Below are 13,585 nucleotides of genomic sequence, written 5' to 3'. Positions count from 1 at the left end.
CGCACGAGAGGTCACCATGAACACCGCAGCAGCATCCACCGCCCTCCCCGCCGCCCCCGTCGCGGAGGCCGCCGTCACGCCCCGCACGCGCCTGCGCATCACGCGTCGCGGCCGCATCGTCCTCACGGCGCTCGTCGCCGCTCCGCTCGCGCTCGGCGCCGGGCTCGTCGCCCTCAACGGCGGTGCGGCCGTGGCGTCGAAGGACGCGTCGGGAGCCACCTTCCAGTACGTCACCGTGTCGAGCGGGCAGTCCCTGTGGGACCTCGCCGAGGAGATCGCGCCGAGCGCCGACCCGCGTGACGTCATCGCGTCGGTCGTCGACCTCAACCGCCTCCCCACGTCGGACGTGGCCGCGGGCCAGCAGCTCGCGGTCCCCGCGCAGTACGCGCGCTGACCCCGTCCCGCACCCCGCGTCGTCGGGGTGCGACGCGGCGTATCCCGTACGGCCTCGACTCCCGGTAGCGGCCGGGAGCGGGGGCCATCCGCTCGGAACCGATCGGTAGCATGGAGGTCATGAGCACCCTCGCGCGCACCGCGCACGTCACGCGGCAGACCAGCGAGTCCCGCATCGATCTCCAGCTCGACCTCGACGGCACCGGTGCCTCCGAGATCAGCACGTCGGTGCCGTTCTACGACCACATGCTGACCGCGTTCGCGAAGCACTCGCTGACCGACCTCAAGGTCACCGCCACCGGCGACACGCACATCGACGTGCACCACACGGTGGAGGACGTCGGCATCGTCCTCGGCCAGGCCATCCGCGAGGCGCTCGGCGACAAGTCGGGCATCGCCCGCTTCGGCGACGCGCTCGTCCCGCTCGACGAGGCGCTCGTGCAGTCGGTGGTCGACATCTCCGGGCGTCCGTTCCTCGTCCACTCGGGCGAGCCCGCCGGCTTCGAGATGCACCTCATCGGCGGCCACTTCACCGGATCCATGGTCCGCCACGTCTTCGAGGCCATCACGTTCCACGCCGGGCTCACCGTGCACGTCACGGTCCTCGGCGGGCGCGACCCGCATCACATCGCCGAGGCCGAGTTCAAGTCGTTCGCGCGCGCGTTCCGGCAGGCCAAGGAGCTCGACCCGCGCGTGTCCGGCATCCCGTCCACCAAGGGCGCGCTGTGACGCGGCCCTCGGTCGTCGTCCTCGACTACGGCAGCGGCAACGTGCACTCCGCCGTCAAGGCCCTCGAGCTCGCCGGTGCCGACGTCGAGCTGACGGGCGACCCGAAGCGCGCGCACGAGGCCGACGGCCTCCTCGTCCCCGGCGTCGGCGCGTTCTCCGCGGTGATGACCGCGCTCCGGGCCGCGGGCGGCGACCGCGTGGTCGACCGGCGCCTCGCCGGCGGGCGCCCGGTGCTCGGCATCTGCGTCGGCATGCAGGTCATGTTCGACCGCGGCGTCGAGCGCGACGTCGACGTCGCCGGGCTGGGGGAGTGGCCGGGCACGGTCGACCGCATCCGGTCCGAGGTCCTCCCGCACATGGGCTGGAACACGGTCGAGGTCCCCGAGGGCTCCGCGCTGTTCGCCGGGCTCGAGGAGGAGCGGTTCTACTTCGTGCACTCCTACGCGGCGCGCACGTGGGGGATCGACCCGCTCCCTCCGCTGCCCGCCCCGCGCGTCACCTGGGCGACCCACGGCGAGCCGTTCGTCGCCGCCGTCGAGAACGGCCCGCTCTCCGCCACGCAGTTCCACCCCGAGAAGTCGGGGGAGGCCGGCATCCGGCTGCTCTCGAACTGGCTCGGGACCCTGCGCGCCACCTGACCCGCCCAGCCCCACCCGCACCCGCCGTCGCCGACGGCTCCGCACGCCCGCACGCCCGATCGATGGAAGGCCCCATGAGCGAGTTCACCAGCACCCCCCGCCTCACCCTCCTGCCCGCCGTCGACGTGGCGGGCGGCCAGGCCGTCCGCCTCACCCAGGGCGCGGCCGGCACCGAGACCGGGTACGGCGACCCCGTCGACGCGGCCCGCGACTGGGCCGAGCAGGGCGCCGAGTGGCTGCACCTCGTCGACCTCGATGCCGCGTTCGGTCGCGGTGACAACCTCTCCGTCATCTCGCGCGTGATCCGCGCCATCGACGGCGTGCAGATCGAGCTGTCCGGCGGCATCCGCGACGACCGCTCGCTCGACGTGGCCCTCGAGAGCGGCGCCACGCGCATCAACCTCGGCACCGCCGCGCTGGAGAACCCCGAGTGGGCCGCCAGCGTCATCGCGCAGCACGGCGAGGCCGTCGCGGTCGGGCTCGACGTCCGCGGGCGCACGCTCTCCGCGCGCGGCTGGACGAAGGACGGCGGCGACATCTGGGAGGTGCTGGAGCGCCTCGAGGAGGCCGGCTGCGCGCGCTACGTCGTGACCGACGTCACGAAGGACGGCACGCTGCAGGGTCCCAACATCGCGCTGCTCCGCGACGTGCTCGAGCGGACCGAGCGCCCGGTCGTCGCGTCCGGCGGCGTCTCCAGCCTCGACGACATCGCCGCGCTCCGCGAGCTCGTGCCGCTCGGCCTCGAGGGCGCCATCGTGGGCAAGGCCCTCTACGCGGGGGCGTTCACGCTCGGCCAGGCGCTCGACGTCGCCGGGGAGTGATGTCGGGCTCCACGCCGCACGCCGACTCGGCCGGGACCCCGTGGGCGGGGCGCTCCTTCGAGCCGACCGCGTTCCCCGGTGACGACGGATCCGCGCCGCCGGCCCTCGCCGACGCGCTTGCCCAGCACCGCCGCGGCGAGGTCGGGCAGGGCGCCGTCGTCGACGCGCTGCGTGAGGCGCGGCTGCTCATCCCGCTGGTCGCCCGCCTCGGCGAGGAGGGTGAGGGCGCGCACGGCCTGAAGGCCGACAAGAGCGCCGAGCTGTCGATCATCACGGTGGCCGGCCCCGACGGGCGCACCGTCATGCCGGTGTTCACCTCCGTCGCCGCGATGGGCAGGTGGAACCCGGCCGCCCGGCCCGTGCCCGCCGACGCGGTGCGCGTGGCGCTGGCCGCCGCGAGCGAGGAGACCGACCTCGTGGTCCTCGACCCGATGTCCGACACCGAGTTCGTGCTGCGCCGTCCAGCCGTCTGGGCGGTCGCGCGGTCGCTGCCGTGGATCCCGAGCCCGGAGGACCCCGAGGTGATCGCGTCGCTCGAGGCGAGCGTCGTCGAGGAGCCCGCGGTCGTGGCGCTGCGCACGGCGCCCGGCGATCCGCGGGCGCGCCTCGAGGGGCCGGAGCTCATGATCGCGCTGGAGCTCGTCGACGGCCTCGACCGCACGGCGCTCGACGCGCTGCTCGCCCGGCTGCAGGGGGAGTGGTCGCGGAGCGCGGTGCTCGCCGACCGCGTCGACAGCATGGGCCTCCGCATCACCTCCGCGCGCTGAGGCGCGGCCGCGGGGAGGCCCGCCCGTCCCGTCCTAGGAGACGGGCCCGGTGTACTTCTCGCCCGGTCCCTTGCCGATGGCGTCGGGGTACGGCGACGCCTCGCGGAAGGCGAGCTGCAGGGAGCGCAGGCCGTCGCGCAGGCTCCGCGCGTGCTGGTCGCCCAGCTCCGGCGACGCGGCCGTGACCAGGCCCGCCAGCGAGATGATCAGCTTCCGCGCCTCGGCGAGGTCCGTCTGGGTGGCGGGGTCGTCGGCGAGCCCGCACTTCACGGCGGCGGCGCTCATGAGGTGGACGGCCGTGGTCGTGATGACCTCGACGGCGGAGACCTCGGCGATGTCGCGCGCGTACTGGTCGGCGACGAAGTCGGCGGTGTCCTGGTCGGCGGCGCCCGTCGCACCGGCACCGGTCGCGGTGTCGGGCTCCTCGAAGCGGTGGACGTGCGCGTCGGCCGCGGTCGGGGCGTCGTCGGGGGTCGGGTCGGTCATGTCTGTCCTCGTGCTCGGGGCGGCCGGATGGCGGCGGACGGGTGCGGCACCCGGTCGGTGCCCGCCCTTCCGGGGCGAGGCCGGCGTCTGCTATGCTGATCGACGGCTCCGGGGCTGTCACAGTCCCGGTTCGAAAGAGGATTGATCTCCCACCCGCGCTTGACCGCCTCCATAGGTTACCGGGTCGATTTCGCTCCCCCGTCCGAACGGCTCCCCAGCGGGGGCGCGCAGGACGGGAGCCCCGCAGCAGCGGGCATGGGCGTGTTGCCGAGTGCGACGAATGCGTCGCACCCTGGTGAAGAACCCTCCTCGTCTCGAATCCGAGCGGCTCCCCGAGAGCCGCCGGGCCACCCGAAGACACGAATAGGAGCAGTCCATCAGCGATCCCCGTACCAACGATCGAATCCGAGTTCCCGAGGTTCGCCTCGTTGGCCCAGCAGGCGAGCAGGTCGGCGTCGTATCCATCGACGTCGCACTCCGGCTCGCGCAGGAAGCCGACCTCGACCTCGTCGAGGTCGCGCCCAATTCCAAGCCCCCCGTGGCGAAGATCATGGACTACGGCAAGTTCAAGTACGAGGCCGCGCAGAAGGCCAAGGAAGCGCGTCGCAACCAGGCGAACACCATCCTCAAGGAGGTGCGCTTCCGCCTGAAGATCGACAAGCACGACTACGAGACCAAGCGCAAGCGCGCCGAGGGCTTCCTGCAGGACGGCGACAAGGTCAAGGCCATGATCCTGTTCCGCGGGCGCGAGCAGTCGCGTCCCGACCAGGGCGTGCGCCTGCTCAAGATGTTCGCGGAGGACGTCGCCGAGTACGGCAGCGTCGAGTCCACCCCCACGATCGACGGCCGCAACATGGTCATGGTCATCGGACCGCACAAGAACAAGTCCGAGGCCAAGGCCGAGGCCAACGCGAAGCGCGACGCCACCAAGGCGAGCGCACGAGAAGCGAGAGAAGAGAACAATGCCTAAGCAGAAGACCCACTCGGGTGCTAAGAAGCGTTTCAAGGTCACCGGCAGCGGCAAGATCATGAAGCAGCAGGCCGGCATGCGCCACAACCTCGAGGTGAAGTCCTCCAAGCGCAAGGCGCGACTCAACCAGGACCAGTCCCTGGCCAAGGCCGACGTCAAGGTCGCCAAGAAGCTCCTCGGCCGCTAGGCCCCTCGTCGTCCGCGACACCTGAACTCGAATAGGAATCACTGAAATGGCAAGAGTCAAGAGGGCCGTCAACGCCCACAAGAAGCGTCGGGTCATCCTCGAGCGCGCCGCCGGATACCGCGGCCAGCGCTCGCGCCTGTACCGCAAGGCCAAGGAGCAGGTCACCCACTCCCTCGTCTACGCGTACCGCGACCGCCGCGCGAAGAAGGGCGAGTTCCGCCGCCTCTGGATCCAGCGCATCAACGCCGCCGCCCGTGCGAACGGCCTGACGTACAACCGCCTCATCCAGGGCCTCTCGCTCGCCGGCGTCCAGGTCGACCGCCGCATCCTCGCGGAGCTCGCGGTCCACGAGCCCGCGACCTTCGCGTCGCTCGTGCAGACGGCCAAGGCCGCCCTGCCCGCGAACACCTCGGCCCCCAAGGTCGCGGCGAACGCGTAGCGCTCCGCACCACCACCGACGGCGCGTCCCCGACAGGGGGCGCGCCGTTAGTGTTGGTGCCATGCTCGACAACCCCCGCTCCCCGCGTGTCCGTGGCGTCGCCAAGCTCGCGAAGCGGGACGCGCGCGCCGACACGGGCCTCTTCCTCCTCGAGGGCCCGCAGGCCGTCTCCGAGGCCCTCGCCTTCCGGCCCGACCTCGTGCTGGAGCTGTTCGCGACGCCGACGGCCCTCGACCGCTACCCCGACCTCGCCCGCGCCGTCCGCGAGTCCGACATCGAGGTCGAGTTCGTCACCGAGGACGTCATCGCCTCCATGGCGGACACCGTCACCCCGCAGGGCGTGGTGGGCGTGTGCCGCCAGTTCCCGACCTCGCTCAAGCAGATCCTCGCCGACGAGCCGCGCCTCGTCGCGATCCTCGAGGAGGTGCGCGACCCGGGCAACGCGGGCACCATCATCCGCGCCGCCGACGCCGCGGGAGCCGACGCCGTGATCCTCACCGGGCGCTCCGTCGACCTCTACAACCCCAAGGTCGTTCGCGCCACGACGGGCTCGCTCTTCCACCTGCCGGTCGCGATCATGCCCGAGCTCGACGGCGTGCTCGAGCGCGTGAAGGCCGCCGGGCTCCAGGTCCTCGCCGCCGACGTCAAGGGCGACGACCTCCTCGCCGAGCGCACGTCGGGCCGCCTCGCCGCCCCGACCGCGTGGCTGTTCGGCAACGAGGCGCGCGGCCTGCAGGACGAGCACCTCGCCCTCGCCGACCGCGCCGTCGTCGTGCCGATCTACGGCCAGGCCGAGTCGATGAACCTCGCCACCGCCGCGTCCGTGTGCCTCTACGAGTCGGCGTTCGCGCAGCGCGCCTGAGCGCACGGTCGCGGACGCCTCACGGGGGCGCGGCTTCGGGGATCACCCCCGTACGGCGCTCTGACCGGCGCAAACGCAGGTCCCGCGTCACGATGGGGTGACGATGCCCCGCGGAAACGCGGACGAAACACCGTCACGGATATGGTGTTCGCATGGAGCAGAGCCCGACGGCGGACCCCGCCTCGCCCGCCGCAGCAGCGGTCGGCGAGCCCCTGGTCGTCGTATCCCACGTCAACAAGCACTTCGGGGACCTCCACGTCCTCAAGGACATCTCGACCACGGTGAACCGCGGCGAGGTCGTCGTCGTCATCGGACCCAGCGGCTCGGGCAAGTCCACGCTGTGCCGCGCGATCAACCGGCTCGAGACCATCGACGACGGCACCATCACCATCGACGGCCAGGACTTGCCGTCCGAGGGCGCCGAGCTCGCGCGCCTCCGCGCCGACGTGGGCATGGTGTTCCAGTCCTTCAACCTCTTCGCGCACAAGACCGTGCTCGAGAACGTGACCCTCGGGCCGATCAAGGTCCGCAAGAAGGGCAAGGCCGAGGCGGAGAAGCGGGCGATGGAGCTCCTCGACCGCGTCGGCGTCGCCAACCAGGCGCAGAAGATGCCGGCCCAGCTCTCCGGCGGCCAGCAGCAGCGCGTCGCGATCGCGCGCGCCCTCGCGATGGACCCGAAGCTGATCCTCCTCGACGAGCCGACCAGCGCGCTGGACCCCGAGATGATCACCGAGGTCCTCGACGTCATGGTCGGCCTCGCGAAGGACGGCATGACGATGATGGTCGTCACCCACGAGATGGGCTTCGCCCGCAAGGCCGCGGATCGCGTGATCTTCATGGCCGACGGCGCCATCGAGGAGGACACGAGCCCCGCGGAGTTCTTCGACCACCCGCGGAGCCCCCGCGCGAAGGACTTCCTCTCGAAGATCCTCGCCCACTGACCCGCGCGGAGGGCCCGAGCCCTCCCGCTCACCGCACCCGGACGCGTCGAGGCAGGCGCACCGGGCGCCGCACCACCCGCACCACCGCACGTCCCGCACCACGGGCGATCCCCATCGCCTCCGTCATCCACCCCACCAGCCAAGAACGGGAACCATGAAGAACAGGAAACTGACCCTCGCCGCGGCCGCCGCGATCGTCGTCGTCGCCCTCACGGGCTGCGGCGCCGCGGGCAGCGCGTCCAACGGCGGCATCGACGCCGGCACGAACGCCCCCGAGAACGGCGACGGGCCCTACAAGCTCGAGCTCGCGGAGAACCCCACCTTCGACGAGGGCACCACGATGGCGCGCCTCGCCGAGGCCGGCACGATGAAGGTCGGCACGAAGTTCGACCAGCCGCTCTTCGGCCTGGCGGGCCTCGACGGCAAGCCCGCCGGCTTCGACGTCGCGATCTCCGCGCTCATCGCCAGCAAGCTGGGCATCCCGTTCGACTCGATCGAGTTCACCGAGACGGTCTCGGCGAACCGCGAGCCCTTCATCCAGAACGGCTCGGTCGACGCGGTCGTCGCGACCTACACGATCAACGACAAGCGCAAGGAGGTCGTGGACTTCGCGGGCCCGTACTACGTGGCCGGCCAGGCGCTCATGGTCCTCGCGGACGACACCACGATCAACACGCCCGAGGACGTCCGCGGCAAGCAGGTCTGCTCCGTGGCCGGATCCACCCCCGCCGCGAACATCGAGGCGGAGTTCGGCGCGGTCGTCGTGCCGACCGACGTCTACAGCAAGTGCCTCGACCCGCTGCGCAACGGCCAGGTGTCCGCGGTCACGACCGACAACGTGATCCTCTCCGGCTTCATCGACCAGAACGAGGGCGAGTTCAAGCTCGTCGGCGACGGCGAGACCTTCACGGAGGAGCCCTACGGCATCGGCATCGCCAAGGGCGACGAGGCGTTCCGCACCTTCATCAACGACACGCTGCAGGCGGCCTACGACGACGGCACCTGGGCGCGCCTGTTCGAGGCGACGGCCGGCACGGTCATCGACACGCCGGAGCCCCCGGCGATCGACCGCTACTAGTCCCACCGGGTCCCGCGTGCGCCTGTCGCGCACGCGGGACCCTCCCTCGTCCGGGCACCCGAGCCCGGAACCGACCATCGCCCGGCAGCGCCGGTGCAGACAGATAGGAGGTGCGCCGTGGACGTGATCCTCGACAATCTCGACGTGTTCCTGCGGGGGTTCGGCGGCACGCTGCGCCTCCTCGGCCTCACCGTGCTGTTCGCCCTCCCGCTGGGGATCGTGATCGCCGCGATGAGGATCTCGCCCGTCGCGAGCCTCCGCGCCACCTCCACCGTCTACGTCGAGCTGCTGCGGAACACCCCGCTGCTGCTCGTCTTCACCTTCTTCAGCGTCGTGATCACGTCGATCTCGGGCGCGCTGCCGTTCATGACGGCCGCGGTGCTCGCGCTCACGCTCTACACGGCGCCGTTCTTCGCCGAGGCGATCCGCTCCGGCATCAACAGCGTGCCGGTCGGCCAGGCCGAGGCGGCGCGCAGCATCGGGCTGACGTTCTCGCAGACGCTCGGCTTCGTGATCCTCCCGCAGGCCCTGCGCACGGTGATCCCGCCGCTGATCAACGTGATCATCGCGCTCACCAAGAACACGTCCATCGCGGGCGCCTACTTCATCTACGAGCTGTTCAACGTGGGCCGCGACGTGGCGAACGCGAACGGCGACGCGGTCGTCTGGGTGTTCGTGGGCGTCGCGTTCTTCTACCTCATCATCACGGTCCCGCTCGGCCAGCTGGCGGACCACCTCGAGAAGCGAGTGGCGGTCTCCCGATGAGCCAGGTCCTCTACGACGTCCCCGGCCCGAAGGCCCGCCGTCGCTCCCGCGTCCTCTCCGTCGTCACCGGCGTGATCGTCGTCGCGGTTCTCGCGTTCGCGGCCGTGAAGCTCGCCGACGCCGGCCAGTTCAGCGCCGAGCGCTGGCTCGTGCTGAACGACCCGCTCGTGTGGGGGCTCCTGCTCAAGGGCCTGTGGGTGGTGCTGCAGTCCGCCGCGGTCGCCGCCGTGCTCGCGATCCTGCTCGGCATGGTGCTGGCGCTGCTGCGCATGAGCGAGCACCGGGTGGTGCGCTACGCGGTCACCGTCGTCCTCGAGTTCTTCCGCGGCATGCCCGTGCTGCTGATGATGCTGTTCATCTACCTGATCTTCCCGATCGGGCCGTACTGGTCGGTCGTCACGGCGCTCGCGCTCTACAACGGCGCGATCATCGGCGAGGCGCTGCGCTCCGGCATCCTCGGCCTGCCGCGCGGCCAGCGCGAGGCGGGTCTCGCCATCGGCCTGCGCCCGCTGCAGAACCGGCTGCTCGTGGAGTTCCCGCAGGCGTTCCGCACGATGCTGCCGATCATCGTCGCCCAGCTCGTGGTGCTCATCAAGGACACCGCGCTCGGCACGATCGTCAGCCTCGTCGGACTCACCAAGCAGGGGGAGCTGATCCTCGAGGCCACGAGCCGCGCCAACTCGCTGCCGATCTTCGTGGTGATGGTCGGCATGTACCTCGTGCTCAACCTCACGGTGTCGACCATCGCGCGGCGTCTCGCCAAGAAGCGCGGACCGCGTGCGGCGAAGACCGTCGCGGCCGGGACCTCGCAGGGCGCGTAGCCGCGTCGCGGGGCCGGTCGCGGGCCGGGAGCGCCACCCCCGATCGGTAGACTCGGGCCTCATGTCCGAACCCCAGATCTCCGAGGAGACCGTCGGCGCCGCCGTGGAGCAGGCGATGGCCGCGCTCGCCGCGACCACCGACTCCGCGTCGCTCGCCGAGGCCCGCTCCGCCCACATCGGCGAGGCGTCGCCGCTCGCCCGGCTCAACGGATCGCTCCGCTCGCTGCCGCCCGAACAGCGCAAGGACGCCGGCAAGCTCGTCGGCCAGTCGCGCGCCCGCGTCACGCAGGCGTTCCAGGCGCGCGAGGCGGAGATCCAGGAGCAGGAGGCCGCCGAGCGCCTCGTCGCCGAGGCCGTCGACGTCACCGCGCTGCCGAGCCGCTGGCGCGCCGGCGCCCGCCACCCGCTCACCATGCTCGAGGAGCGCATCGCCGACATCTTCGTCGGGATGGGCTGGCAGGTGAACGAGGGTCCCGAGCTCGAGAGCGAGTGGTTCAACTTCGACGCGCTCAACTTCCCGCCCGACCACCCGGCGCGCGCGATGCAGGACTCCTTCTACGTGGACCCGACCGACGCGCACCTGGTGCTCCGCACGCACACCTCGCCCGTGCAGATCCGCACGCTGCTCGCCGACGCGCTCCCGGTGTACACGATCGCCCAGGGCCGCACCTTCCGCAGCGACGAGCTCGACGCGACGCACACGCCCGCGTTCCGCCAGGTCGAGGGGATCGCGATCGACCGCGGCCTCACCATGGCGCACCTCCGCGGCACGCTCGAGCACTTCGCGCGCTCGATGTTCGGCGAGGATGCCCGCATCCGCCTGCGCCCCAACTACTTCCCCTTCACCGAGCCGAGCGCCGAGATGGACGTCTGGCACCCGGCCGCCGCGGGGGGACCCCGCTGGATCGAGTGGGGCGGCTGCGGCATGGTGAACCCGAACGTGCTGCGCTCCGCGGGCATCGACCCCGACGAGTACCAGGGCTTCGCGTTCGGCATGGGCACCGAGCGCACCCTCATGTTCCGCAACGACCTCTCCGACATGCGCGACATCGTCGAGGGCGACATCCGATTCGGCGCGCAGTTCGGGATGGTGGTGTAGTCGTGAGGATCCCGATCAGCTGGCTCGGCGAGCACGTCGAGCTCCCCGCGGGGGTCACCCCCGAGGACGTCCACGCGTCGCTCGTGAAGGTGGGCCTCGAGGAGGAGGACGTCCACGCGTTCTCGATCTCCGGCCCCGTCGTCGTCGGGCAGGTGCTCGAGGCGACGCCCGAGCCCCAGACCAACGGCAAGACCATCAACTGGTGCTCCGTCCGCGTCGCCTCCGAGGGCGCGACGGCGGCCGACGGCGGCGAGGACGTCCGCGGCATCGTCTGCGGCGCGCACAACTTCGTCGTCGGCGACAAGGTCGTGGTGAGCCTGCCGGGCGCGGTGCTCCCCGGCCCGTTCCCCATCAGCGCGCGGAAGACCTACGGGCACGTGTCCGACGGCATGATCGCGTCGTCCCGGGAGCTCGGCCTGGGGGAGGAGCACGACGGGATCCTCGTCCTCTCGTCGCTCGGCCTCGACCCCGAGGTCGGCACGGACGCGCTCGCCCTCCTGCACCTCGACGACCGCGCGGTGGAGGTCAACGTCACGCCCGACCGCGGCTACGCGTTCTCGATCCGCGGCATCGCCCGGGAGTACGCGCACGCCACGGGCGCCGCGTTCACCGACCCCGCCGACGCGCTCGCGCTGCTCGCGGCCGACGCGCCCGTCGCGGGCGTCGAGGTGCGCGTCGACGACGCCGCCCCGATCCGCGGCCGCGTCGGCGCCGACGTGTTCGTGACGCGCGTGGTCTCCGGCCTCGACGTGTCCCGGCCCACGCCGCCGTGGATGGTGTCGCGGCTCACGCTCGCGGGCGTCCGCTCGATCTCGCTCGCCGTCGACGTCACCAACTACGTTATGCTCGAGCTCGGCCAGCCGCTGCACGCGTACGACCTCGATCGGCTGCAGGGCGGCATCGTCGTCCGCCGCGCCGCTGAGGGCGAGACGCTCGTGACCCTCGACGGGCGCGAGCGCGCGCTCCACGTCGAGGACCTCGTCATCGCCGACGACTCCGGGCCCGTCGGGCTCGCGGGCGTCATGGGCGGCCAGGCCACCGAGGTCGGCGCGGGCACCACGCGCGTGCTGATCGAGGCGGCCGGCTTCGACCCCGTCTCCATCGCCCGCACCGCCCGCCGGCACAAGCTGCCGAGCGAGGCGTCCAAGCGCTTCGAGCGCGGGGTGGATCCGAAGGTCGCGCCCGCCGCCGCCGCGCGCGTCGTGCAGCTCCTCGAGGAACTGGCGGGCGGGCACGCGGAGGGGCTCGGCTCGATCCTCGACACGACCGCTCCGCGCGAGTCCATCGACCTGCCGCTCGGCTACCCGGCGTCCCTCGTCGGCGTCGACTACGCGGAGGACGAGGTGCGGCACGCGCTCGTCGACGTGGGCTGCGCCATCGAGGAGCGCGACGGCGTCCTCGTCGTCACGCCGCCCACCTGGCGCCCCGACCTCCGCCACCGCGCCGACCTGGTCGAGGAGGTGGCGCGCATCGTCGGCTACGACCGCATCCCCGCCGTGCTGCCCGTCGCGCCGCCCGGCCGCGGCCTCACCGCCGCGCAGCGCCTCCGACGCCAGGCCTCGATCGCGCTCGCCGCGTCCGGGCTGACCGAGGTGATGAGCTCGCCGTTCGCGTCCGAGGCGCAGAACGCGCGCTTCGGGGCGGCCGACCGCGAGGACGCACCCGCCGTGCGGCTCGCGAACCCGCTCGACGTCGCGTTCCCGTACCTCCGCCGCTCGCTGCTGCCGGGTCTCGTCGACATCGCGCGCCGCAACCTGTCGCGCGGATCCACGGACCTCGCGCTCTTCGAGACCGGCACGGTGTTCCTGCCGTCGGCGGGCGTCGCCTACGGGTCGCCGCAGATGCCGCCCGGTGCCGTGCGTCCCGACGCCGACACGCTGAGGGCGCTCGACGCGGGCATCCCGCCGCAGCCGCGCCACGTCGGCGTGCTGATCCTCGGCGACGCCGTGTCGAAGCAGCCCGGCACCCCCGCGCAGCGGGCCGGCCTCGTCGACGCGCTCGACGCGGTGCGGCAGCTCGCGCACGCGGTGGGCGTCGAGATCCGCTTCGAGCAGGGCACCCACGGCGCGATGCACCCGGGGCGCACGGCCGCGGTCGAGGCGGTGACCCCCGACGGCCCGGTCATCGTGGGCTTCGCCGGCGAGCTCCTGCCCGCGCTCGCCGCCGAGCTCGACCTGCCGGAGCGCGTCGCGCTCGCCGAGGTCGACCTGGACCGGCTCGTGGCGCTCGCCGGCGGCCCTGTCGAGGTCCGCACGCTCACGTCGATGCCCGTCGCCACGCAGGACCTCAGCCTCGTCGTGCCGCTCGAGGTCCCGGCGGGGGAGCTCCTCCGCACGGTCGTCGAGGGCGCGGGCGAGCTGCTCGAGACCGCACGGCTCGTGGACGACTACCGCGGCCCCGGCGTCGAGGCGGGCACCCGCTCGCTCACCTTCGCGCTCCGGTTCCGCGCGCCCGACCGCACGCTCACCGCGGCCGAGGCGAGCGCGGCGCGCGACGGATCCGTCCGGCTCGCCGGCGAGCGCTTCGGCGCGACGCTCCGGGAGTAGGCCGACCACACGGCCGACCGGGCCGCGCCGCGCCGTCCGAGGG

At 72.4% G+C, this 13,585-nt stretch carries 16 protein-coding genes; 15 read left to right on the top strand and 1 reads right to left on the bottom strand.

The features are described from left to right. The first annotated feature begins 16 nt into the window (after window positions 1-16). The 5 genes from AES38_RS09805 (at window position 17) to AES38_RS09785 (ending at window position 3,348) form a co-directional block, all read left to right on the top strand. A complete protein-coding gene (locus tag AES38_RS09805) occupies window positions 17-394 on the top strand; it encodes a hypothetical protein (protein ID WP_053774808.1) in 378 nt (125 codons plus the stop codon). A 119-nt stretch (window positions 395-513) separates the two neighbouring features. Next, entirely contained in the window at window positions 514-1,122 is a 609-nt protein-coding gene (gene hisB, locus AES38_RS09800) for an imidazoleglycerol-phosphate dehydratase HisB (RefSeq protein ID WP_053775761.1), read from the top strand. Further along, window positions 1,119-1,760 carry an imidazole glycerol phosphate synthase subunit HisH gene (gene hisH, locus AES38_RS09795; protein WP_053774807.1) on the top strand — a complete coding sequence of 214 codons (642 nt, stop codon included), beginning with the start codon at window positions 1,119-1,121 and terminating at the stop codon, window positions 1,758-1,760. Before hisB ends, hisH begins: the two co-directional genes overlap by 4 nt. A gap of 74 nt (window positions 1,761-1,834) precedes the next feature. After that, window positions 1,835-2,581: a bifunctional 1-(5-phosphoribosyl)-5-((5-phosphoribosylamino)methylideneamino)imidazole-4-carboxamide isomerase/phosphoribosylanthranilate isomerase PriA gene (priA, locus tag AES38_RS09790; protein ID WP_053774806.1), complete on the top strand. Its 747-nt coding sequence runs from the start codon at window positions 1,835-1,837 to the stop codon at window positions 2,579-2,581. Beyond that, complete coding sequence (locus AES38_RS09785) at window positions 2,581-3,348, top strand: SseB family protein (protein ID WP_053774805.1); 768 nt, start codon at window positions 2,581-2,583, stop codon at window positions 3,346-3,348. The genes priA and AES38_RS09785 overlap by 1 nt, the downstream gene beginning before the upstream one ends. A 33-nt stretch (window positions 3,349-3,381) precedes the next feature. Here the strand turns inward: AES38_RS09785 and AES38_RS09780 are convergent, their stop codons facing one another. Continuing rightward, on the bottom strand, window positions 3,382-3,834 hold the full coding sequence (locus tag AES38_RS09780; protein ID WP_053774804.1) for a DUF1844 domain-containing protein: 453 nt from the start codon (window positions 3,832-3,834) through the stop codon (window positions 3,382-3,384). Between the two features lie 376 nt (window positions 3,835-4,210). On the opposite strand from AES38_RS09780, the gene infC reads away from it, so the two are divergent. The 10 genes from infC to pheT all read left to right on the top strand — a co-directional run bounded on the left by infC (window position 4,211) and on the right by pheT (window position 13,542). After that, window positions 4,211-4,804 carry a translation initiation factor IF-3 gene (gene infC, locus AES38_RS09775; protein WP_072174632.1) on the top strand — a complete coding sequence of 198 codons (594 nt, stop codon included), beginning with the start codon at window positions 4,211-4,213 and terminating at the stop codon, window positions 4,802-4,804. Next, complete coding sequence (gene rpmI, locus AES38_RS09770; RefSeq protein WP_053774802.1) at window positions 4,797-4,991, top strand: 50S ribosomal protein L35; 195 nt, start codon at window positions 4,797-4,799, stop codon at window positions 4,989-4,991. The genes infC and rpmI overlap by 8 nt, the downstream gene beginning before the upstream one ends. 46 nt (window positions 4,992-5,037) lie before the next feature. Then, window positions 5,038-5,430, top strand: coding sequence for a 50S ribosomal protein L20 (gene rplT / locus AES38_RS09765; protein ID WP_012038696.1), 393 nt, complete (start codon window positions 5,038-5,040; stop codon window positions 5,428-5,430). Window positions 5,431-5,491: 61 nt separating this feature from the next. Further along, complete coding sequence (locus tag AES38_RS09760) at window positions 5,492-6,292, top strand: TrmH family RNA methyltransferase (RefSeq protein WP_053774801.1); 801 nt, start codon at window positions 5,492-5,494, stop codon at window positions 6,290-6,292. A gap of 152 nt (window positions 6,293-6,444) precedes the next feature. Next, window positions 6,445-7,233, top strand: a complete 789-nt coding sequence (locus AES38_RS09755) for an amino acid ABC transporter ATP-binding protein (RefSeq protein WP_053774800.1) — start codon at window positions 6,445-6,447, stop codon at window positions 7,231-7,233. Window positions 7,234-7,387: 154 nt separating this feature from the next. Then, on the top strand, window positions 7,388-8,311 hold the full coding sequence (locus AES38_RS09750; RefSeq protein WP_053774799.1) for a glutamate ABC transporter substrate-binding protein: 924 nt from the start codon (window positions 7,388-7,390) through the stop codon (window positions 8,309-8,311). 117 nt (window positions 8,312-8,428) lie between these two features. Beyond that, complete coding sequence (locus AES38_RS09745) at window positions 8,429-9,076, top strand: amino acid ABC transporter permease (RefSeq protein WP_053774798.1); 648 nt, start codon at window positions 8,429-8,431, stop codon at window positions 9,074-9,076. Beyond that, window positions 9,073-9,897 (top strand): amino acid ABC transporter permease, encoded by an 825-nt coding sequence (locus AES38_RS09740; protein ID WP_053774797.1) that lies wholly within the window; start codon window positions 9,073-9,075, stop codon window positions 9,895-9,897. Before AES38_RS09745 ends, AES38_RS09740 begins: the two co-directional genes overlap by 4 nt. Before the next feature lie 61 nt (window positions 9,898-9,958). Beyond that, window positions 9,959-10,996: a phenylalanine--tRNA ligase subunit alpha gene (pheS, locus tag AES38_RS09735; RefSeq protein ID WP_053774796.1), complete on the top strand. Its 1,038-nt coding sequence runs from the start codon at window positions 9,959-9,961 to the stop codon at window positions 10,994-10,996. 2 nt (window positions 10,997-10,998) lie between these two features. Beyond that, window positions 10,999-13,542: a phenylalanine--tRNA ligase subunit beta gene (gene pheT / locus AES38_RS09730; RefSeq protein WP_053774795.1), complete on the top strand. Its 2,544-nt coding sequence runs from the start codon at window positions 10,999-11,001 to the stop codon at window positions 13,540-13,542. Window positions 13,543-13,585: the final 43 nt, after the last annotated feature.

The organism is Clavibacter capsici (genome assembly GCF_001280205.1).
Classification (GTDB): domain Bacteria; phylum Actinomycetota; class Actinomycetes; order Actinomycetales; family Microbacteriaceae; genus Clavibacter; species Clavibacter capsici.
This window is presented reverse-complemented; position numbering and strand designations above follow the sequence as displayed.